Source organism: Halopolyspora algeriensis, assembly GCF_003337235.1.
Taxonomy (GTDB): Bacteria; Actinomycetota; Actinomycetes; order Mycobacteriales; family Pseudonocardiaceae; genus Haloactinomyces; species Haloactinomyces algeriensis.
Window position 1 is genome coordinate 242,902 of record NZ_QPJC01000005.1, and the last position, 20,736, is coordinate 263,637.

The following is a 20,736-nucleotide window of genomic DNA, read 5'->3' on the forward strand; positions in this document are numbered from 1 at the left end:
CGAAGTGACCGACACGTCCGCCGATCTGGTCGTTCTCGGGGGCGGCTCGGGCGGCTACGCCTGCGCTTTCCGCGCGGCCGAGCTCGGCCTGTCCGTCGTTCTCATTGAAAAGGACAAGCTCGGTGGGACCTGCCTGCACCGAGGCTGCATCCCCACCAAGGCGCTGTTGCACGCGGCCGAGGTCGCCGACGCCGCCCGGGACAGCGACCAGGTCGGGGTGAAGACCTCGCTGGAAGGCATCGACATCAATGGCGTGAACTCCTACAAGGACGGCATCGTCAGCAAGCTCTACAAGGGGCTGCAGGGGCTCGTCAAAGCCCACAAGGTCACCTACGTCGAGGGAGCGGGCACGCTCGTCGACGCCAACACCGTCGAGGTGGACGGCACCCGCTACACCGGCACCAACGTGGTACTGGCCACCGGTTCGTACTCCAAGACGCTGCCGGGGCTGGAGTTCGGCGGCCGGGTCATCGCCAGCGAGCAGGCGCTGAACCTCGACTATGTGCCGGACAAGGTCGTGGTGCTGGGTGGCGGTGTCATCGGTGTCGAGTTCGCCAGCGTGTGGCGATCCTTCGGCGCCGAGGTGACCATCGTCGAGGCCCTGCCGCATCTGGTTCCCAACGAGGACGAGTACTCCTCCAAGCAGCTCGAGCGGGCATTCCGCAAGCGCGGCATCAAGTTCAAGACCGGGGTGAAGTTCACCGGCGCCGAGCAGACCGACTCGGGGGTGACCGTCAGCCTGGAAAACGGCGACCAACTCGACGCCGATCTCCTGCTGGTCGCGGTCGGTCGCGGGGCCAACACCGCGGGCCACGGCTTCGAGGAGGCCGGGGTGGCCATGGAGCGCGGCTTCGTGCGCACCGATGAGCGCCTGCGCACCAACCTGCCGGGCGTCTACGCCGTCGGCGACATCGTGCCCGGTCTGCAGCTGGCCCACCGCGGTTTCCAGCAGGGCATCTTCATCGCCGAGGACATCGCCGGGAAGAACCCGCCGGTGATCGACGAGGCCGGGATCCCCCGGGTCACCTACTCCCAGCCCGAGGTGGCCTCGGTCGGGTTGACCGAGGCCGCTGCCAAGGAACAGTACGGCCAGGTCGAGACGTTCACCTACGATCTGGCGGGCAACGGCAAAAGCCAGATCCTCAAGACCGCAGGCGCCGTCAAGGTCGTCCGGGAACCCGAGGGGCCCGTGCTCGGCCTGCACCTGGTCGGCGAGCGCGTGGGCGAACTCATCGGCGAGGGTCAGCTGATCTACAACTGGGAGGCCCTGCCCGAGGACGTCGCTCCCCTGGTGCACGCCCACCCGACCCAGACCGAAGCTCTCGGCGAAGCCCACCTCGCGCTGGCAGGCAAGCCGCTGCACGTACACGGCTGACGGCGAGTCCGTCGGCCGCTGCAGGCAGTTCCGCCCAGACCAGCCACACCCCGCCACACCACGAGGAGTCAGCAACAGATGGCCTTCTCCGTCCAGATGCCGGCACTCGGCGAGAGCGTCAGCGAGGGCACGATCACCCGGTGGCTCAAGCAAGTCGGAGACACCGTCGAGGTCGACGAGCCCCTGCTGGAGGTCTCCACCGACAAGGTCGACACCGAGATCCCCTCCCCGGCAGCGGGGGTTCTGCAGAACATCGTCGCCAGTGAGGACGACACCGTCGAGGTCGGCGGTGAGCTGGCCGTGATCGACGACGGCTCCGGGGGCGCTCCGGCTCAGCAGGAGCAGCCCGCCGCCGAACCCCAGCAGCAGGAACCGGCCCCCGCTCAGCAAGCTCCGGAAGCCCCGGCACAGCCGCAGCCCGAGGCCGCCCCCTCTGCAGCGGCGTCGTCCGGACCGGCTCAGGGCACGGATGTGCAGATGCCGGCACTCGGTGAGAGCGTCGGCGAGGGCACGATCACCCGGTGGCTCAAGCAGGTCGGAGACACCGTCGAGGTCGACGAGCCCCTGCTGGAGGTCTCCACCGACAAGGTCGACACCGAGATCCCCTCCCCGGCAGCGGGCACGCTGCTGGAGATCTCGGCGAGCGAGGACGACACCGTCGAGGTCGGCGGCAAGCTCGCCGTCATCGGTGAGCAGGGCGCCGCTCCGTCCGCCCCGCAGCAGCCCGAGCCTCAGCCCGAGCCTCAGCCCGAACCGGAGCCCGAACCGGCTCCCCCACCCCAGCAGCCGACCCAGCAGGAGCAGCCCGCCCAGCCGCAGCAGCCCGCCCAGCAGGAGCAGCCGGCCCAGCAGGCTGAGCCACAGCCGGCTCCGGCTCAACCGGAACCGCAACCACAGCCGGCTCCGGCCTCCGAGGCCCCCAGCGGCGGCGGCCCGTATGTGACGCCGCTGGTGCGCAAGCTCGCCAACGAGCACGGCATCGACCTGAACACCCTGCAGGGGACCGGCGTCGGCGGGCGTATCCGTAAGCAGGACGTCCAGGCGGCGGTCAACGCCAAGCAGCAGGCTCGTCCGGCCGAGCCGTCGGCCCCGGCCGCGCCGTCGACGGCCCCGGCCGCTCCGGCCGCTTCCGCCCCCCAGTTGGAGCCCTCGGCCGAAGCCCAGGCACTGCGCGGCACCACGCAGAAGATGTCGCGGCTGCGCCAGGTCCTGGCCCAGCGGATGGTGGAATCGCTGCAGACGGCAGCGCAACTGACCACGGTGATCGAGGCCGACGTCACCAGGATCGCCCGGCTGCGGGACCGCGCCAAGCACAACTTCGAGGCCTCCGAAGGCGTCAAGCTGTCCTTCCTGCCCTTCTTCGCCAAGGCCACCGTCGAGGCGCTGAAGCTGCACCCGAAGCTCAACGCCTCGGTCGACGAACAAGCCAAGGAGATCACCTACCACGGGGCCGAGCACCTGTCGATCGCCGTGGACACCGACCGGGGACTGCTCAGCCCGGTGATCCACGATGCCGGTGATCTCAACCTCGGCGGGCTGGCGCGCAAGATCGCCGATGTCGCCGAGCGCACCCGCAACAGCCAGGTCAAGCCGGACGAGCTCAGCGGTGGAACGTTCACGCTGACCAACACCGGCAGCAGGGGCGCACTGTTCGACACGCCGATCCTGAACCCGCCCCAGGTGGGCATGCTCGGCACCGGCAGCGTCGTCAAGCGCCCCGTCGTAGTCTCCGACGAGGCCGGTGGGGACACCATCGCGATCCGCTCGATGGTCTACCTCGCGCTGTCCTACGACCACCGGCTGGTCGACGGCGCCGACGCGGCCCGATTCCTCAACACCCTCAAGCAGCGGATCGAGGAAGGCTCCTTCGAAGCCGACCTGGGGCTGTAACCCATACGACGCCCACAACGGGGCCGTCCACCCGCAACCGGTGGGCGGCCCCGTTTCCGTTTCGGACGTTCACACGTTCGAAACACCTGCTCGGTGCCTGCGGCAGCACGAACAGCCCCGCGAACACGAACCGTGCCCCATTGATCACGGAAAGTCAGACTCGCGTCGCGGCGATCACTGCGCCATGATCGGAACATGCGCGTGGTTATCGCCGGCTCGTCGGGCTTGATCGGGACCAGTCTCGTTCCCGCCCTGCGCCAGGCACGGCACGAGGTGATCAGACTGGTGCGCACCCGTCCGAAGGCCCCGGACGAGCGCATCTGGGACCCCGATGCGGGCACCTTCGACGAGGGCGCCCTCGACGGTGCCGATGCCGTGGTGAACCTCTGCGGCGCGGGCTTGGGTGACAAGCGTTGGACACCTCAGCGCAAACGCCACCTGGTGTACTCACGAACCCGGCCCACCTCGGTGCTGGCGCGGGCCGTCGCCGAACGAGGAGTGCCCGTCCTGGTCAACGGTTCCGGCGTGGGGTACTACGGCGACTGCGGCGATCGGATCGTCACCGAATCGACGCCTGCCGGTACGGGATTTCTCGCCAATCTCTGCCGGCGATGGGAAGCGGCGACCGAACCGGCGACAGGCGTCCGCGTCGTCCGGATCCGCAGTGGTCTCGTCCTCTCCCCGTCCGGGGGCCTGCTCGGGTCGCTCAAGCCGCTTTTCGCCTGCATGCTCGGCGGCCGGCTCGGCGACGGGCGCCAGTACATGCCCTGGATCTCGCTGGACGACGAGGTGGCCGCGATTCGTTTCGCGGTGGAAAACCCCGACATCTCGGGACCGGTCAACCTCACCGGACCCGCCCCTGTCACCAATGCCGAATTCACCGGAACTCTCGGGGAGGTGCTGGGCAGGCCCGCCCCCTGGATGGTCCCGGCGTTCGCCCTGCGGGCGGTACTGGGCGAATTCGCCGACGAGGGCGCACTGGCCGGCCAGCGTGCCCTGCCCACCGTGCTGGAACAGCACGGATTCACCTTCCAGCACCCCTCCGTCGATGCTGCTCTCGCGGCTGCTGTCGCCGCCTGACGGGTCTCGAGTATCCTCGGCCGGGTGAGTCGCGCCGACATTTCCTGCCGTACCTCGTCAGAGCCGGTCGAGGTACGCGAGCTGGGCACCATCGAGTATCTGTCCGCGTGGGATCTGCAACGGCAACTGGCCGTCGAGCGCACCGAGAATTCCGGCCGGGACACCCTGCTCCTGCTGGAGCATCCTTCCGTCTACACCGCGGGCAAGCGCACCGAACCCGAAGACCGTCCCCAGGACGGCACCCCGGTGATCGACGTCGACCGCGGCGGAAAGATCACCTGGCACGGACCGGGTCAGCTCGTCGGCTACCCGATCCTGCAGCTGGCCGACCCGATCGACGTCGTGGACTACGTGCGCCGACTGGAGCAGGCACTGATCCGGGTGTGCGACCGGTTCGGCATCCACACCGGGCGTGTCGAGGGGCGCAGCGGAGTGTGGCTCCCCGCCGACGATCGCGGACCGGAACGCAAGATCGCCGCGATCGGAATCCGTGTGCAGCGTGGCGTGACGATGCACGGGCTCGAACTCAACTGCAACGCGGACATGGCCGAGTTCGACCGGATCGTGCCCTGCGGCATCCGGGACGCGGGCGTGACCTCCCTGTCGCGGGAGCTGGGCCGCGACGTCTCCGTCACCGAGGCACTACCGCTGGTCCGGCAGGATGTCCTCGACGCGCTGGAGGGCACCCTGCCGGTCACCGAACGCAGTATCACTCGTGAGGAGGCCCCTGCCGCGGCAGGTGTCACTCTCGACCTGGACCCGACGCTGCACTGACGAGCAAGCGCAACGCGATAGCTGCGATCAGTCGAGCTGCGGAGTCACCTCCGAGGCGATGAGTTCGAGCTGATCGAGGTCGGAGACGTCGAGAAGCTGCAGATAAGCGCGGGTGATGCCGGTGCGTTGCCGCCATGTCCCGATCGTGTCCACGACCTCGGCGGGGGTTCCGGTGAGGCCATTGGCACGCAGCTCGTCGACGTCGCGGCCGATCACCTCGGCACGACGCGCGATCTGCGCCTCGTCCTTGCCCACGCACACCACCAGCGCCGCCGAGCGCACGAGCTCCGCAGGGTCGCGGCCGATTGCCGTGCAGGCCTGCTCGACCCGCTCGAACTGGTCGGCGGCCGTGGCCATGTCGACGAAGGGCAGGTTGAACTCGTCGGCGAACCTGGCGGCCAGCGCCGGAGTCCTCTTCTTGCCCGCCCCACCGATCAACACCGGCGGGCGCGGCCGCTGTACGGGTTTCGGCAGGGCCGGCGAGTCGGCCAACCGATAGTAGGTGCCGTCGTAGTCGAAGGTCTCGCCGCTCGGAGTGCCCCACAAACCGGTGACGATCTCGAGCTGCTCGGCGTAGCGGTCGAACCGCTCCCGCAGCGAGGGAAACGGGATGCCGTAGGCGGTGTGCTCGTCGGCATACCAGCCGGTACCGAGCCCGAACTCGATCCGGCCGCCGGACATCTGGTCGGCCTGGGCGGCGGAGATGGCCAGCGGACCCGGTAGCCGGAAGGTCGCGGCACTCATCAGTGTGCCCAGCCGCAGGCGTGTCGTCTCCCGTGCCAGCCCTGCCAGGGTCAGCCAGGCGTCGGTGGGCCCCGGTTCGCCCGAGACCGGGCCCATCTTCAGGTAGTGATCGGAACGGAAGAAGGCGTCGTACCCGGCCGATTCGGCGGTGGTGGCCACACGCAGCAGATCGTCGTAGGTGGCACCCTGCTGGGGTTCGGTGAACACTCTGAGCTTGAAGTCCTCGTACACGGCTTTCGAGGCTAATCTCGCTTCCACCACGCCTGCGAGGTGACGTCCCCCATCCGGTACAGATGGGACATGCCCACGTGGACCGAAGCCGATATTCCCGACCAGTCCGGCCGCACAGTGCTGATCACCGGCGCGAACTCCGGTTTGGGGCTGCACAGTGCCCGGATCCTGGCCGCGAAGGGAGCTCACCTGCTCCTCGCGTGCCGCGACGTCGAACGCGGCAGACAAGCGCTGTCTCTGGTGGCCGCCCGCAGCACCGTCGAACCGCGCGTGATCGAACTGGACCTCACCGACCTCACCTCCGTCCGCAAGGCCGCCGCCGAGGTACGGGAACGCACCGGTGACGCCCTCGACGTGCTGATGAACAACGCCGGTGTCATGGCGACTCCGTTCCACCGCACCAGTGACGGTTTCGAGCTGCAGATCGGCACCAACCATCTCGGTCACGCCGCGCTGACCTGGCTGCTGATGCCCGCCCTGCGCAATCGCGCGGGAGCGCGCGTGGTCACACTGTCCAGCCTCGCCCACCACGGCGGCCACCTCGATACCGGCGATCTGAACTTCCGGCGCCGCCGCTACACCCCGGTCGCGGCGTATTCGCAATCCAAGCTCGCCAACGCGCTGTTCGCGCTCGAACTGGACCGCCGGGCCCGCCACGCGCAGCTCGACCTCACGAGCGTGGCTGCCCATCCGGGTATGAGCAACACCGAGCTGACCACCAACTCAGCCCGGCAGCGCTCCCTGCCTCCCGTGCTGAACCGGGTGGTCGGCGCGGTCACCGGGTTGGTCACACAGCCGGTCGAGCTCGGGGTGCTGCCGCAGCTGTGCGCGGCGACCGCCCCCGGAGTCCGCGGCGGCAGCTACTTCGGTCCCAGCGGGCTCGCCGAGACTCGCGGCCATCCCCGGCACGCCCGCCTCAGCGCCGCGGCCACCGACGCGACAACCGCTGCTCGCCTGTGGGAGATCACCGCCGAGCTGACGGATACGGTGCCCGATCCCACGTGAGCTCGGCCATTGCCGATCCCCCGAGTGGAGGGCGTAGCCTGTGACCGTGAGTGTGGCGCCGGAGGGGCGGAAACTGTTGCGTCTGGAAGTACGCAACAGTCAGACGCCCATCGAGAAGAAACCGTCCTGGATCAAGACCCGTGCCCGAATGGGACCGGAATACCAGGAGCTCAAGAGCCTGGTGAAGCGCGAGGGCCTCAACACCGTCTGCGAAGAGGCGGGATGTCCCAACATCTTCGAGTGCTGGGAGGACCGCGAGGCGACGTTCCTCATCGGCGGTGACCAGTGCACTCGTCGCTGTGACTTCTGCCAGATCGACACGGGCAAGCCCGCCGAGCTCGACACCACCGAGCCACGCAAGGTCGCCGAGTCGGTCCAGGCCATGGGCCTGCGCTACTCGACGGTCACCGGCGTGGCCCGCGACGACCTCGACGACGGCGGGGCCTGGCTGTACGCCGAGACCGTGCGCCAGATCCACGACCTCAACCCGGGCACCGGGGTGGAGCTGCTGATCCCGGACTTCAACGCCGAGCCCGACCAGCTCGCCGAGGTGTTCTCCTCCCGGCCGGAGGTGCTGGCCCACAACGTGGAGACCGTGCCGCGGATGTTCAAAACGATGCGGCCCGCGTTCCGCTACGACCGCTCGCTGAAGGTGTTGACCCTGGCGCGCGAAGCGGGACTGGTGACGAAGTCGAACCTCATCCTCGGGATGGGGGAAACTCCCGAGGAGGTCGAGCCCGCGCTGCGCGATCTGCACGAGGCCGGCTGCGACATCATCACGATCACCCAGTACCTGCGTCCCAGCCCCCGGCACCACCCGGTGGACCGCTGGGTCAAGCCCGAGGAGTTCGTCGAGCACACCAAGGCCGCCGAGGCCATCGGTTTCCCCGGGGTCATGGCCGGTCCGCTGGTGCGTTCCAGCTACCGTGCCGGGCGCCTGTACGCCAAGGCCAGCCAGCACCGCGGGATGCCGCTGCCGGACAACCTCGCCCACCTCGCCCAGGCGCAACCCGCCGCCCAGGAAGCCAGCAGCCTGCTGGGCCGCTGATTCACTCGTCGTCCGGGGCCGCGACACCACCGGTGCCGCGGCCCCGGCTCGTTTCACGGGTCCGCATCGAGCGCCGGGCGAGCACATGCCCCAGCCGCAACACGTACGCGACGGCGGCCGCGGCGAACATCACCGCCGTGACGAACAACCAGCGGCCGGAGAACGGCTCCTGCGTCTGTCCGGTCGCCGCCCGGTACCACACCGATCCCTGCTCGATGATGCCGGGAAAGAACAGCGCGAACAGCAATCCCGATCCGAGTACCGGCAGCCGGACGTAGTTCACGGGGGACACCGGCAGCCGGAACCGGCTGCGGGAGAGCGCACCCGAGCTCGCCGTGAGAATCCGGTCGGCCAGGGCGTAGCCGGGGAACATCACGAGATCGTGGCCGATGACGGCAACGGCGAACCAGAGGATCATCCGGCTCAGGTTCGGGTTCTCGGCGAGATGGCTCACCGAGTACGCAGCCAGCGCAAAGCAGCCCAGCTGCACGAGCGGATGAGCCGGGTTCGCTCCGTAGAACCGGCTCCGACGAGCTACGGCACGGCGCATCTCACCCATCCGAGAACTCGATCGAACGCACCCACTTGGTGTTGTGCACACCGGGCAGCGCCGGAACGATGACGCGGGCGGGAAACCCGTGGTCGAGGGACAGGTCGGCCCCGTTGACCCGCAGCGCGAGCAGCGAGTCGGGAGCGAGTACCTGGTTGCCCTGCAAGGTTGCCCGGTCGAAGGCGCCGACCGCTTCCAGTGAGCGGACGTGGGCCGAGGTGGGATCCGGTACACCCGCGAGCGCGGCGAGGTCGCGGAGCCGGACACCGGTCCATGTCTGGGTGGTCTGCCACCCCTCCACGCAGGAGATCGGCAGTGTGGCCGTGTGCTGCGGCATCGCCAACAGACCCGTCCGATCGAGGGTGATCCGCCCGAGCCCGCCGGCCAGGGACAGCCGCCAGGAGGATCCGGTGTCACGGGTATCGATCAGTGCGGCTTCGGCGGTCCGGTTGATCTGGAAGCCGTTGGGCCCGTCGCCGTAGGAGCGGCCGCGAGGAAGCAGGTAGGCGAACTTCCTGGCGCCCCCTCCGGTTCCCTGCCCGGCGGTCATGACGGCGACAAGCAGCGAGCCACTGCCCACCAGGCCGAGTGCGCCCCGGCGGCTGAGGGTCGGCTCGGCCGGGTGTGCGGCGACAAGGCCATCGGCATCGAGCGGCTCGGGGAGGGTTCGGGAACGAGGTGTGCGCAGTTCCCTCCGCAGCGATCGCGACCGCAGTGCGGTGACCATGCGAGGCAGCTTGACGGCGACATGCGCCAGAAATCCCGCGATGAACACCCACGCGCCGAAATAATGGGCGGTGTAGAAGCTGAAGCCGAACACGTAGTCGTACTGGATGTTGAGCACGCCCGTGGCGATCTCGAACAGGACGCCGCCGACCAGCAGCAGCAACGACAGGCGCTCCAGCAGCTGGGCCGGGGACCGGGCCGGCGGCCAGTCGAACAGCTTCGGCATCACCGACCACAGCTTGGCCAGCACCACCGGCACCAGCACGAGCCCCAGGATGACGTGCGTGCACTGGTTCAGCGCATACAACCAGGAAGGGCTCGTCGGCCAGGTGAACCGCGGCAGGCGCAGCCATCCGACATCAGCCGGGATCGCCTGCCCGAACTGCGGTGCGTAGGCGATGTAGGACACCAGGCCGGTGAGGGTGACCACGGGAAGCGTGACCAGCAGGATCAGCCCGAACACCGAAGTCAGCCAAGGCCCGCGCAGGGGGCTGCGCCAGGCTCTCGGGTGGCCCGTACCCGGCGGCCGGTATCGCGCCAGTGCCCGCCACAATCCGACCGGAAAGCCGTAGGACCGGTTCGCGGCCGGGTCGTGCGGCTCGGCCGGTTCCGAAGTTCTTTCCGCCCGAAGATCACGGGCGGAGCGGGGCCCCAACGGGATCCGGTCCGGGTCCACCGCTTCGAGGGCGATCCGCTGCCGCAAGCGCGCTGCCAGGCACACACGTTGCTCCTCTCAGGCCGCCGGTTCGCATCCAGGTTATGACTCGGACCGAGGTCGGACCGGGTGCGACCGCGAGAGTGCGCTCCTTTGCGATACGGCACCGATGACCTGTCCGTGACCGTCTCGACGCCGGGGCGAGGGCTCGCCGTATCCTGGAGGGCATGGCCAAGCAGGACAAGGCCGCCAAAAAAGAGGCGGCCAAGCAGAAGCGGCAGGCGTTCCGCGCACGCCTCAAGCAACTCTTCGAGGCGTTCAAGATGCAGCGCCGGGAGGATCGGTGGCTGCTTCCGCTGATGCTGGCGGTGTTCGTCGGCGTCGCGCTGGTGGCGTTCCTGCTTGGGCTGATCTGGGGCCTGCAGTGGTACTTCCTGCCCATGGGCGTCGCGCTCGGCATCCTCGGGGCGGTCGTCGTCTTCGGCAGGCGAGTACAGGCCAATGTCTACCGCAAGGCCGAGGGGCAGCCCGGAGCGGGCGGTTGGGCGCTGGAGAACCTCCGGGGCAAGTGGCACCTGTCCCAGGCAGTGGCCGGTACCGGCCAACTCGACGTGATCCATCGAGTGATCGGCCGCCCCGGTATCGTGCTCGTCGGCGAAGGGGCGCCGCACCGGGTCCGGGGCCTGATGTCGCAGGAGAAGAAGCGCATCTCCCGAGTGGTGGGGGACACTCCGATCTACGAGTTCATCGTGGGTAACGAGGAGGGTCAGGTGCCTATCCGCAAGCTGCAGGCACGGATCACGAAGCTACCCCGCAACATCAACGCGGGGCAGGCCGATTCCCTGGAAAAGCGGTTGGCCGCGCTGACCGAACGGGGCGGCTCGATGCCCAAGGGCCCGGCGCCGCAGGGCGCGAAGATGCGCAACATGCAACGGGCCACCCGGCGCCGCTGAGGCAACGCTCACCCGACGAGGCCCACTCGACGACGGGGACCGGTGAAACGGTCCCCGTGGGCACTCATCGCCGCAGCACGACCGTACCGGTCAGCCGGTCGTGCCAGGAGCGGCCGTCCAGATTCCACAGCACGGCCGGAACCAGCAGCAACGTCAGCAAGCAGCGCAGCAGGGCGCGTGGCACACCGACCACCGTGGCCCCGTCCAGCCGGGCGACCCAGATCCCGGCCACTGCCATGCCGGGAGTGAAGCCGAAGAAGCTCACCGGTACGACGGTGATGAGGACCCAGGCCAGCAGGCTCCAGTTGCCCGGTGGTTCGGGGGCGGTGAACAGGCTCGCCACGAGCGCAGCCATCCCCACATCGAGGAAGAAACCCAGCGCCCGCCTGCCGGTGGGGGCGGCGGATCCCGGCCCGCTTTCCGCCAGGCCCAGCCGCTCGCCTCGCCAACGTTGCCGATCGGTGTCATCCTGATGACCGTGCGCGGCCCTCGGGCCGGACAGCCACGAACCCGTTGCTCTGCCCACGCTCTCGAGGATACGGCGTGGCGCGTTCGCACTCGCCGGCAACACCGACCACCGGTCGTTCCTTCGTTAACGCCGACGAAACATGTGAGTGACGACCGGGCAACACCACCGCCTTAGCGTGGGTACCGAGTCGGCGGCCCGACAGTCGCCGGTGAGCCGCCACCAGTACGAAGGAGCCACCGAGGGTGTTCAAGAATCCAGACGAGGTCCTGCGTTTCATCTCCGACGAGGGCGTGAAGTTCGTCGATGTCCGGTTCTGCGACCTGCCGGGGGTCATGCAGCACTTCACCGTGCCCGCGTCGGCGTTCGACCACGACACCTTCACCGAGGGACTGGGCTTCGACGGTTCGTCGGTCCGCGGTTTCCAGTCGATCCACGAGTCGGACATGCTGCTGCTGCCCGACCCCTACACCGCCAGGATCGACCCGTTCCGCATCGAGAAGACGCTGATCCTCAACTTCTTCGTGCACGACCCGTTCACGCTGGAGCCCTACAGCCGGGATCCGCGCAACATCGCACGCAAGGCCGAGCAGTACCTGGCCGAGTCCGGCATCGCCGACACCGCGTTCTTCGGCGCCGAGGCCGAGTTCTACACCTTCGACTCGGTGCGCTTCTCCGAGAGCGCCAACTCGTCCTTCCACGAGGTCGACTCCAACGAGGGCTGGTGGAACACCGGGCGTGAGGAAAACGGCGGCAACCAGGGCTACAAGACCCGGATGAAGGGCGGCTACTTTCCGGTCGCGCCCTACGACCAGCACGCCGACCTGCGTGACGAGATGTCGACCGAACTGATCAATGCCGGGTTCACCCTGGAACGCGCCCACCACGAGGTCGGCACCGGTGGCCAGGCCGAGATCAACTACAAGTTCAACACGATGTTGCACGCCGCCGACGACCTGCAACTGTTCAAGTACATCATCAAGAACACGGCCTGGCGCCACGGCAAGACCGTGACGTTCATGCCCAAGCCGCTGTTCGGCGACAACGGCTCCGGGATGCACTGCCACATGTCGCTGTGGCAGGACGGCAGTCCGCTGTTCCACGATGAATCGGGCTACGCCGGCCTGTCGGAGACCGCACGCCACTACATCGGCGGCATCCTGCACCACGCGCCGAGCCTGCTGGCGTTCACCAATCCCACCGTCAACTCCTACCACCGGCTGGTTCCCGGCTACGAAGCTCCGGTGAACCTGGTGTACTCCCAGCGCAACCGTTCGGCGTGCATGCGGATCCCGATCACCGGCACGAACCCGAAGGCCAAGCGGGTGGAGTTCCGGTGCCCGGACCCGTCCGGCAACCCGTACCTGGGTTTCGCCGCGATGCTCATGGCGGGCATGGACGGCATCAAGAACAAGATCGAGCCGGCCGAGCCGATCGACAAGGACCTCTACGAGCTGCCGCCCGAGGAAGCCAAGAACGTCCCGCAGGTGCCCGATGACCTGTCGAAGGTCATCGACAACCTGGAGGCCGATCACGAGTACCTGCTCGAAGGCGGCGTGTTCACCGAGGACCTCATCGAGAACTGGATCAGCCTCAAGCGGGAGGACGAGATCGAACCCATCCGTCTCCGGCCGCACCCGCACGAGTTCGCCCTCTACTTCGACGTGTGATCCATACGGGGTCGCACCGCGGGGCCGTGGTCACCGGGATGCAACGCCGCCGACCACGGCCCGCATGCCCGGCCACGGCCGCCTCACCCCTTCACCGACCGTCCCAGGGAGTATCCGGCAACCCGACAGCGCCGGGCCGGAACCGCAGCAACGCCCCCGCGTACGGGTCGGCGCGCAGAGCGCGCTCGCCGAAACCGGCGCAGGCCGAGGTCACGTACATCTCGTCGAGTCTGCGGCCACCGAAGGCCAGCCCGGTGATCCGCGTGGTGGGAGCCCACAGCACGGTTTCCAGATCGCCGTTCGGTCGGTAGCGGTGAATCCTGCCGGTACCTTCCAGGGCGACCCAGACGCATCCTTCGCGATCCACCGCGATGCCGCGCGGAATGCCCTCCGGCTCGGAACAGACCACCCAGCGGCGTCCCGCACCGACCTGCCCACGCCCGGCATCGTAGGCATACGTCCGGATCACGCGCGGCTCGGAATCGACGAGGTACATCGTCCCGCCGTCGGGACTCCAGCCCATCCCGCCCGGCTCGGTCAGGCCGTCCACCAGCAACCGGGCCCGATCGGAGTCCAGCACGTACACCGCGTTGCGGGAGTCGCCGTGGTCGTGGGTGACGGTCCCGGCGAGGAAACGCCCCGCGGGATCACAAGCTCCCTCGCTCATCCGGTCACCACGGGGCACTTCGGCGACAGCCTGCAAGCCGTTGCGGGACCGGGACAGCCGGGCGAAACCGTGGCCGGCTGCCACGATCACCTGTCCACTGCGGCTCGCGGCCAGTGAGGCCACCGCTGCGGGAAGAACGCTCACCTCGTCGTTGCCGGAATTGCGGTGGTACGTGTGCACCTCACGGCGAAGCACATCCACCCAGCGCACCGCATTGAGCGCATGCATCCACAGCGGACTCTGACCGTGCAGTGCCTGTCGGTTGACGAGCAGTTCGAAGTCTTCGGACATCGTGCACTCCCGGTGTCCAACCACGTGGCCGAACCAGTGCATGATCGCACCACACCCGAGCACATGGCTACCACCGCAGGTGGGCAGCTGTGCCCACCCGGTCACCGCGAGGGCGCGAAGCTCTCCAGATGCTGCTTCAGGCTTCGCAGCGTGGTCCGCATCATCTCCCGGTTGTGCGCACTGCGGTCCCGGATACCGCCGGACCTCGGATCCGCGGCAAGGCTGATCAGGAAGGCGACCGCCCCGATCAGGAAACCGTGCGCGCCACGACGGCGATCCGTCCAGGTCTCGGTCACTCGGGTGCCCTGCTGCTCTTCGGTGAACTCGTAACCCCACCGCGCGACCGGCCCGCCCAGGACGCGAACCTCGAAGGCGAACTCCCGGCCGGGATCAGCCGTCACGACCGTGCATTCCGTGGTCCACGTCATGCGTCCCCGCCGGTTCGTTCCCCGGAAGCGGCTGCCGACGCCGATCGGTCCCGCTGTTCGCAGCTCGGCTCCTGTCGCTTCCGGGCTCCACCGCCCCATCCGCGTCACGTCGCCGACCGCTTCGTAGGCCCGTCGCGGAGTGGTCGCGATCAGCAGGCTCTCCCGCACCGTGCTCGTCATCCGGCCGTCCCCGTCCTTGTCGCTCGCTCGGAGGAAATCGAGTCAGGCCTATCACGTGAGCGGACCGGTGTCGATCAGTCGGCGGTCAGCACCAATTTGCCCCGCACGTGACCGTCCTCGAGCACTCCGTGAGCCTCGGCGGCCCGTTCCAGCGGGAAGGTTTGCTGGACCTCGACGCGAAGTTGCCCGTTGTCGGCGAGTTCGCCCAACCACGTCAAGTGCTGCGTGTTCGGGCGCACGAAGACGTACCGTCCCCCCTGCGACAGGACCGTGTCGGGCTCCAGAACCGAAACGTGCCGTTCGGGTCGCCGCACCACCGACGGGGAATCCCGCAGCGCCTGACCGCCGACGAAGTCCAGCGCCACATCCACCTTGCCGTCACCACCGACGATTTCCGCGAGCCGCTCGGGAAGGCGCTCGCCGTAGGTCATCGGCTCCGCCCCGAGCTCACGCAGGAAATCGTGATTGCGTTCGGAAGCCGTGCCGATCACGCGCGCCGCGCCCATCGCGAAAGCGACCTGCACCGCGATATGGCCGACCCCGCCGGAAGCCGCGTGCACGAGCACCACATCACCCTGCCCGGTCCGAGCGGCGTGCAGTGTCTGTACCGCGGTCAGCCCGACCAGCGGCAACCCGGCCCCCTGGGGGAAATCCAGGGATCGGGGCTTGTGTGCCAGCGTGCGCTCGGGCGCTGCGACCAGCTCGGCGTACGTCCCGTTCTGAACGTGGTCCTTGCGGACATAGCCGATCACCTCGTCACCGGATTGGTATCCGGTCACCGCCGGGCCCGCCGCGCGCACCACACCGGCAACGTCCCAGCCGGGGATCAGCGGCATGTGGTGCGGGTACGCGCTCTGCAGGTAGCCACGGCGAATCATGGCATCCACCGGGTTCACCCCGGCCGCCCGGACCTCGACGAGGACCACGTCCGGCCCCACCAGCGGATCCTCCAACTCCTGTCCGGACAGCACCTCGGGCTCGCCGAACTCGGTCAACGCAACAGCCTTCATACGAACAAGCTCCCACAACCGAGGGTGTGTTGCCTGCTGGAGCACCTCTCGCGGGTCAGGCGCCCGACGTCCGAATGGATTCCCCGTAGAACATTCGCTCGACCACCGCTCTGGCACGCCGGGTGACACGCAGGTAGTCGTCGAGCACCTCACCCGTGTCGGTCCCGGCCGGATAGCCCAGGGCCGCTGCCATGGCGGTCAATTCCCTGGCCTGCTTGGGCAACTGGTCTCCGGATTTGCCGCGTACCAGCATCACCGCGTTCCGGGCCCGCATCGCCGACATCCACGCGGACACCAACTCGTCGGCATCCTCCGCGGCCAGCACACCGGCCTGCACCGCCGCACGCAGTCCCTCCACAGTCGACGTCGTGCGCAATTCCGGGAAGTCGCCGGCATGGCGCAACTGCAACAGCTGCAGTGTCCACTCCACATCGGCGAGTCCGCCGCGCCCCAGCTTGGTGTGGGTGTTCGGATCCGCTCCCCGCGGCAGCCGTTCCGCATCGACACGAGCCTTCATCCGGCGGATTTCGCGCGTTCTCGCATCATCGAGACCACCCTGCGGATAGCGGATCGGAGCTATCTCCCGGCAGAACCGCTCGCCCAGTTCTCGGTCCCCGGCCACCGGGCGAGCACGCAGCAGCGCCTGGGCCTCCCATACCTGGGCCCAACGCCGGTAGTAGCTGAGATAGGAGTCCAGTGTGCGCACCGGGGCGCCGCTGCGTCCCTCCGGGCGCAGGTCGATATCGACCTCCAGCGGCGGATCCAGGCTCGGCTTGCCCAGCAACCTGCGTACCTGCTCCACGACGGCGGTCGCGAACCGCACCGCCGTGGACTCGTCCCGGGCATGCCCGGCCGGTTCACAGACGAACATCACGTCCGCATCGGACCCGTAGCCGAGTTCGGCACCGCCCAGCCTGCCCATGCCGATCACGGCGATCCGAGCAGCGGGCACGCCGTCACCGGACCACTCCGGGCGCCGAGTCACGTCGTGCACGGAAGCATCGAGGGCGGCTTCGAGAACGGCCACCCAGACACTCGACAGCGCCCGGAACACCGCTTCGGGATCCAGCAACCCGAGCAGGTCGGCACAGGCGATCCGGAGCATCTCGTGCCGCCGCAGCGAGCGTGCCGCCGTCACCGCCCGCTCCGGGTCGCCGTGCCGCGATACCGCACTGCGCAGCGAACCCGCCACCTCCTGCGGGTCCCGGTCCACCAGAGCGGCCCCATCGGACAGCAACCGCAGCATCTCGGGCGCGCGCACAAGCAGATCGGGAACCAGCTTGGACGTTCCGAGCAGCATCGCCAGCCGCTCGACCACCACGCCCTCGTCGCGCAGCAGCCGCAGGTACCACGGTGTCTCGGCCAACGCTTCCGAGACTTTCCGGTAGGCCAGCAGACCGCCATCCGGATCCGGCGTCCGGGCGAGCAGGTCCAGCAACACCGGCAACAACGTGCCCTGGATGCTCGCCCGGCGGGAAACACCGGCAGTGAGCGCTTCGATGTGCCGCAGCGCCCCTTGCGGGGAGGTGTACCCGAGAGCGCTCAACCGGTCGATCGCGGCGTCGGTGGTCAACCGCAGTGCCGCCGTGGGCACCTTCGCCACGGACTCCAGCAGCGGACGGTAGAACAGCTTCTCGTGCAACCGCCGGACCCGGTTGCTGTGCCTGCGGAACTCGGCGAGCAGAACGTCTCCCGCGTCCTTGCGTCCGCTCGACCGCAGCCCCGTGGACCGGGCGAGACCGTGCAGGGCGGCGGTGTCGTCCGCGGCCGGAAGCAGATGCGTGCGCCGCAGACGGCGCAGCTGCAGGCGGTGCTCGAGGATGCGCAGGAAGCGGTAGGAGTCCCCCAGATCGGCGGCATCGGCCCGCGCGACGTAACCGTGCTCCCCCAGCGCTCTCAACGCATCCAGGGTCGTCGAGGTGCGCACCGATTCGTCACTGCGCCCGTGCACCATCTGCAACAGCTGCACGGCGAACTCCACGTCCCGCAGTCCGCCACGCCCGAGTTTGAGTTCCCGGTCGGTGTGTTCCGACGGTATGTGCTCCTCGACCCGCCGTCGCATCGAACGCACCTCGGGGACGAAGTTCTCCCGCTCCGCCGCGGTCCACACCAGCGGCTGCACCGCCTCCAGATATCGCGCGCCGAGATCCCCGTCGCCGGCTACCGGGCGAGCCTTGAGCAGCGCCTGGAATTCCCAGGTGTGTGCCCACCGGCGGTAGTAGTTGAGATGCCCGTCCATGCTCCGGACCAGAGCGCCCGCCTTGCCTTCCGGGCGCAGGGCCGCGTCGACATCGAAGAACGCCGCCCCGGCCACACGCATCATGCTGCCGGCCAGTCGGGTCGCCGGGGCGATGTCTTCCTCGGCTTCGGCGACGAAGACGACATCCACATCGCTGACGTAGTTGAGCTCCCGGCCACCGCACTTGCCCATGGCGATTACCGCCCATCGGGCGGCAGCAGACTCGTGGTCGCACCGTTCGGCCGCCGCCACGGACAGGGCTGCACGCAGTGCCGCGACGGCAAGGTCGGACAGTGCGCCCACCACCTGCTCGTAGGTGGTGGGCGGAAGAGCGGGTTCGACGACCGTGGCGAGGTCGGCCGAGGCTATCTCCAGCAGCAGGCCGCGGTAAGCGGCACGCAGGGCGCTCGTGGCCGCGGTGCCCTGCACCGAGGCGATCGGACCACCGGGGGTGCCCGGCACCCCACCGCCGCGAGCACCGACCGCTTCCAGCAGTATCGCGGTGTACTCGTCGACATCGCGCATGCTCCCGTGGCACTCGGTGCGCAACCGCCGCCAGTCATTCGGATGCGCTGCGAGATGGTCGGCGAACGCGCTGGAAATACCCAGGGTCGCGAACAGGCGCCCGCGCAGCGCTGTGTCGGTGGCCAGTTTCGCGGCCAGTTCCGGCCACGCCGTTCCCAGGGCTTCGCACAGCCTCTCGAGCGAATGCAGTGCAAGATCGGGATCCGGAGTTCGCGACAGCGCCGAGACGACCGCTTCCGAGCCCGGCAGGGGACCGGCGGACGTCGACCACCAGCCCAGATTCCGCAGTTGCCGCTCCGCGCGTTGCGTATCGCTGAAGCCGTACCGGGCCGCGGACAGCACCGATCCCGAACGCTGGGAGCCGCTCTGGGTCATGGTGAAACCGTAATCCCCGAAGGGCGGCCGTACCGGACCTTCCCCGTCGCTGTGTCCTGCGACCGTGCTCACACGATAGGCAGGGAGCGGCTCCCCGGGCGCTCCTCGGGTGACTGCGCGGCCAGCTCCACGAAACGCTCCGCCATCGGCTGCCACGTTTCTGCGAGGTCCGCGTGGAAGGCGTCGAGATGCTCACGGGTGAACTGCCCCGCACGGGCGGTTTCGGCAATATCGGGCGTTTCCCGCGCCCACTCCAGTGCCGTCTCCGTCGTCGTCTCGATGTGGAACTGCAGACCGTAGGCGCAGTCACCGACCCGGAAGGCTTGATTCTCGCACTTCGGCGACGAGGCGAGCAGTTGCGCCGACGGTGGCAGGGTGGTCACCTCGTCGCGGTGGAACTGCAGCACGTCCGGAGTCAGCGGTAGTGGACCGAGCAGCACATCCTCGGCAGCGGTATCGCGCTTGGCCACGAGCAGGGTTCCCGCCTCGGCACCGTTGCGCCCCGGCCGCACCTGACCGCCTGTCGCCACGGCGAGCAACTGCGCTCCCAGGCACACCGCGAGCACCGGCCTCCGACTGCCGACTGCCCGACTCAGCAGCGCTCTGACCTCACTCAGCCAGGGATACTCGGTATCATCGAGCGCCCCCATCCCGCCGCCCAGGACCACCAGAGCCGAGTACGGCTCGAGAGAGTCCGGTATGCCCTGCTCCGTGGGCAGGACGATGTCCAGCTCCGCACCGGCTGCAGTCAGCCACTCTCCCAACAGCTGGGGAGGGTCCAGCTCGGAGGGCTGTATCACGAGGATCCGCACACCACCCATGCTCGTCAGGGTACGGATCACCGGTGGCCGAGTTCACGCACCGTCCAGTGCGAGTTCGGCGACGTCCATCACCGGCCGGAACCCGATGCGCTGATAGATCGCATTCGACACGGGATTGGCGAGGTCGGTGAACAACACGACGCGCTGTGCTCCGGCAGCACGCGCCACATCGCAGGCCGCGGCGGTCACTGCCGATCCGTAGCCGCGATTGCGGTGCTCCGGCTGCGTGTAGACGTGCCCGATCCGGGACATTCCGTGCACGGGTGTGCTGGTGAACGCCATCGCCACGGGCACATCGTCGACCGACCACAGCACGGGCCACCGCCCGCCTTCGATGAAGCTCCGGAGAGCTTCCTCCGACGGGTCCGACTCGACCGCGTGATCCATCGCTTCTTGTCCGAAGGCGCTGCGCCACGACGCAAGCCAGTTCACGTCGGCATCGGCGAACGTCCGTGTTCGCCCCGGCACATTCTCGGGAGGGACCAGCTCGTCGAGTTCGTACAGCCGTTGTTCCACGGCTGTCTTCTTCACTTTGCCCGTGGAGCGGCACCAGGCGTCCGCCAGCGCGTGCGCCTCCGGTTCCGGACCGTGCACGCGAGGAGGGTCCTCACCGATTTCGCGCAGGGCGTCCACCGCCGGCGGGGCGAGTTGGGCGGGCAGTCCGCTTGCCAGGGCCGGAAACGGCGGTGTGCGCAGGTAAGCACCATGCGCATGGCCGCGATCGTCGTGGAATGTCACCAGCACGGGTTCCGGCCCGGAGGCATATGTGTCGCGGGCCGCCATGATTGTGAGCGGAAGAGTGTGCCGAACGGGATCGGCTTCATACAGCGGCCCGGCCTGCCGCCAAAACGATTCGAAAGAATCGTGGTATCGGACGTCCATCCACCGACATTCTCGCGGTGGTCGGTACAACCGCAACCGGATTTCGAACCAATTGTCGTGGTGGTGGGGGTGGTGATGGGTGTGCCCCCAATCCCCGGGTGGGGGTTGGGGGCACACACTCTCTCGAAGAGGTGGGGGTCGGCGGTGTCCT

General features: G+C 68.5%; 18 protein-coding genes. 8 read left to right on the plus strand and 10 right to left on the minus strand.

Translation table 11 applies throughout. From position 1 onward, the window contains the following. Positions 1–4 precede the first annotated feature (4 nt). From lpdA to lipB, 4 genes are all read left to right on the plus strand, one after another. Positions 5–1,375, plus strand: a complete 1,371-nt coding sequence (gene lpdA, locus DFQ14_RS10755) for a dihydrolipoyl dehydrogenase (RefSeq protein ID WP_114453071.1) — start codon at positions 5–7, stop codon at positions 1,373–1,375. A gap of 78 nt (positions 1,376–1,453) precedes the next feature. After that, on the plus strand, positions 1,454–3,265 hold the full coding sequence (sucB, locus tag DFQ14_RS10760) for a 2-oxoglutarate dehydrogenase, E2 component, dihydrolipoamide succinyltransferase (protein WP_114453072.1): 1,812 nt from the start codon (positions 1,454–1,456) through the stop codon (positions 3,263–3,265). Positions 3,266–3,460: 195 nt separating this feature from the next. After that, positions 3,461–4,345 carry a TIGR01777 family oxidoreductase gene (locus tag DFQ14_RS10765; RefSeq protein WP_114453073.1) on the plus strand — a complete coding sequence of 295 codons (885 nt, stop codon included), beginning with the start codon at positions 3,461–3,463 and terminating at the stop codon, positions 4,343–4,345. A gap of 24 nt (positions 4,346–4,369) precedes the next feature. Further along, positions 4,370–5,119 (plus strand): lipoyl(octanoyl) transferase LipB, encoded by a 750-nt coding sequence (lipB, locus tag DFQ14_RS10770; RefSeq protein ID WP_114453074.1) that lies wholly within the window; start codon positions 4,370–4,372, stop codon positions 5,117–5,119. A 27-nt stretch (positions 5,120–5,146) separates the two neighbouring features. Here the strand turns inward: lipB and DFQ14_RS10775 are convergent, their stop codons facing one another. Continuing rightward, positions 5,147–6,094, minus strand: coding sequence for an LLM class F420-dependent oxidoreductase (locus tag DFQ14_RS10775; protein WP_114453075.1), 948 nt, complete (start codon positions 6,092–6,094; stop codon positions 5,147–5,149). Positions 6,095–6,163: 69 nt separating this feature from the next. On the opposite strand from DFQ14_RS10775, the gene DFQ14_RS10780 reads away from it, so the two are divergent. Next, positions 6,164–7,099: an oxidoreductase gene (locus tag DFQ14_RS10780; RefSeq protein ID WP_114453076.1), complete on the plus strand. Its 936-nt coding sequence runs from the start codon at positions 6,164–6,166 to the stop codon at positions 7,097–7,099. A 46-nt stretch (positions 7,100–7,145) separates the two neighbouring features. After that, positions 7,146–8,147 carry a lipoyl synthase gene (lipA, locus tag DFQ14_RS10785; RefSeq protein WP_114453123.1) on the plus strand — a complete coding sequence of 334 codons (1,002 nt, stop codon included), beginning with the start codon at positions 7,146–7,148 and terminating at the stop codon, positions 8,145–8,147. A 1-nt stretch (position 8,148) separates the two neighbouring features. Here the strand turns inward: lipA and DFQ14_RS10790 are convergent, their stop codons facing one another. Both DFQ14_RS10790 and DFQ14_RS10795 read right to left on the minus strand, forming a co-directional pair. Further along, positions 8,149–8,706, minus strand: a complete 558-nt coding sequence (locus tag DFQ14_RS10790) for a hypothetical protein (RefSeq protein WP_246195706.1) — start codon at positions 8,704–8,706, stop codon at positions 8,149–8,151. Next, positions 8,699–10,078, minus strand: coding sequence for a molybdopterin-dependent oxidoreductase (locus DFQ14_RS10795; protein WP_114453124.1), 1,380 nt, complete (start codon positions 10,076–10,078; stop codon positions 8,699–8,701). The genes DFQ14_RS10790 and DFQ14_RS10795 overlap by 8 nt, the downstream gene beginning before the upstream one ends. Before the next feature lie 227 nt (positions 10,079–10,305). Between DFQ14_RS10795 and DFQ14_RS10800 the strand changes: the two genes are divergently transcribed. Next, on the plus strand, positions 10,306–11,031 hold the full coding sequence (locus DFQ14_RS10800) for a DUF4191 domain-containing protein (protein ID WP_114453077.1): 726 nt from the start codon (positions 10,306–10,308) through the stop codon (positions 11,029–11,031). A 64-nt stretch (positions 11,032–11,095) separates the two neighbouring features. Here the strand turns inward: DFQ14_RS10800 and DFQ14_RS10805 are convergent, their stop codons facing one another. Then, positions 11,096–11,557, minus strand: coding sequence for an RDD family protein (locus tag DFQ14_RS10805; RefSeq protein WP_170206365.1), 462 nt, complete (start codon positions 11,555–11,557; stop codon positions 11,096–11,098). Positions 11,558–11,742: 185 nt separating this feature from the next. On the opposite strand from DFQ14_RS10805, the gene glnA reads away from it, so the two are divergent. Then, positions 11,743–13,167 carry a type I glutamate--ammonia ligase gene (glnA, locus tag DFQ14_RS10810; RefSeq protein ID WP_114453078.1) on the plus strand — a complete coding sequence of 475 codons (1,425 nt, stop codon included), beginning with the start codon at positions 11,743–11,745 and terminating at the stop codon, positions 13,165–13,167. Between the two features lie 91 nt (positions 13,168–13,258). Here glnA and DFQ14_RS10815 read toward each other — a convergent pair whose 3' ends face one another. From DFQ14_RS10815 to DFQ14_RS10840, 6 genes are all read right to left on the minus strand, one after another. Further along, positions 13,259–14,125 carry an SMP-30/gluconolactonase/LRE family protein gene (locus tag DFQ14_RS10815; RefSeq protein WP_114453126.1) on the minus strand — a complete coding sequence of 289 codons (867 nt, stop codon included), beginning with the start codon at positions 14,123–14,125 and terminating at the stop codon, positions 13,259–13,261. 101 nt (positions 14,126–14,226) lie between these two features. Next, positions 14,227–14,733 carry an SRPBCC family protein gene (locus DFQ14_RS10820; RefSeq protein WP_114453079.1) on the minus strand — a complete coding sequence of 169 codons (507 nt, stop codon included), beginning with the start codon at positions 14,731–14,733 and terminating at the stop codon, positions 14,227–14,229. Positions 14,734–14,807: 74 nt separating this feature from the next. Further along, positions 14,808–15,743 (minus strand): NADP-dependent oxidoreductase, encoded by a 936-nt coding sequence (locus DFQ14_RS10825; RefSeq protein ID WP_114453080.1) that lies wholly within the window; start codon positions 15,741–15,743, stop codon positions 14,808–14,810. Positions 15,744–15,798: 55 nt separating this feature from the next. After that, the gene (locus DFQ14_RS10830) at positions 15,799–18,882 is read right to left on the minus strand and encodes a bifunctional [glutamine synthetase] adenylyltransferase/[glutamine synthetase]-adenylyl-L-tyrosine phosphorylase (protein ID WP_114453127.1); all 3,084 of its coding nucleotides are present in this window, start codon (positions 18,880–18,882) and stop codon (positions 15,799–15,801) included. Positions 18,883–18,950: 68 nt separating this feature from the next. Continuing rightward, on the minus strand, positions 18,951–19,703 hold the full coding sequence (locus DFQ14_RS10835; RefSeq protein ID WP_114453081.1) for a type 1 glutamine amidotransferase: 753 nt from the start codon (positions 19,701–19,703) through the stop codon (positions 18,951–18,953). 33 nt (positions 19,704–19,736) lie between these two features. Further along, positions 19,737–20,486, minus strand: a complete 750-nt coding sequence (locus DFQ14_RS10840; protein ID WP_158546688.1) for a GNAT family N-acetyltransferase — start codon at positions 20,484–20,486, stop codon at positions 19,737–19,739. Positions 20,487–20,736 lie beyond the last annotated feature (250 nt).

Excerpts from the sequence above, each read along its gene's own strand:
- DFQ14_RS10780 (WP_114453076.1), top strand. The coding sequence starts at position 6,164 with ATGCCCACGTGGACCGAAGCCGATATTCCCGACCAGTCCGGCCGCACA.
- sucB (WP_114453072.1), top strand. The coding sequence starts at position 1,454 with ATGGCCTTCTCCGTCCAGATGCCGGCACTCGGCGAGAGCGTCAGCGAG.
- DFQ14_RS10815 (WP_114453126.1), bottom strand. The coding sequence starts at position 14,125 with ATGTCCGAAGACTTCGAACTGCTCGTCAACCGACAGGCACTGCACGGT.
- DFQ14_RS10835 (WP_114453081.1), bottom strand. The coding sequence starts at position 19,703 with ATGGGTGGTGTGCGGATCCTCGTGATACAGCCCTCCGAGCTGGACCCT.
- DFQ14_RS10820 (WP_114453079.1), bottom strand. The coding sequence starts at position 14,733 with ATGACGAGCACGGTGCGGGAGAGCCTGCTGATCGCGACCACTCCGCGA.
- DFQ14_RS10800 (WP_114453077.1), top strand. The coding sequence starts at position 10,306 with ATGGCCAAGCAGGACAAGGCCGCCAAAAAAGAGGCGGCCAAGCAGAAG.
- DFQ14_RS10830 (WP_114453127.1), bottom strand. The coding sequence starts at position 18,882 with ATGACCCAGAGCGGCTCCCAGCGTTCGGGATCGGTGCTGTCCGCGGCC.
- DFQ14_RS10790 (WP_246195706.1), bottom strand. The coding sequence starts at position 8,706 with ATGGGTGAGATGCGCCGTGCCGTAGCTCGTCGGAGCCGGTTCTACGGA.
- DFQ14_RS10840 (WP_158546688.1), bottom strand. The coding sequence starts at position 20,486 with ATGGCGGCCCGCGACACATATGCCTCCGGGCCGGAACCCGTGCTGGTG.
- DFQ14_RS10765 (WP_114453073.1), top strand. The coding sequence starts at position 3,461 with ATGCGCGTGGTTATCGCCGGCTCGTCGGGCTTGATCGGGACCAGTCTC.
- DFQ14_RS10825 (WP_114453080.1), bottom strand. The coding sequence starts at position 15,743 with ATGAAGGCTGTTGCGTTGACCGAGTTCGGCGAGCCCGAGGTGCTGTCC.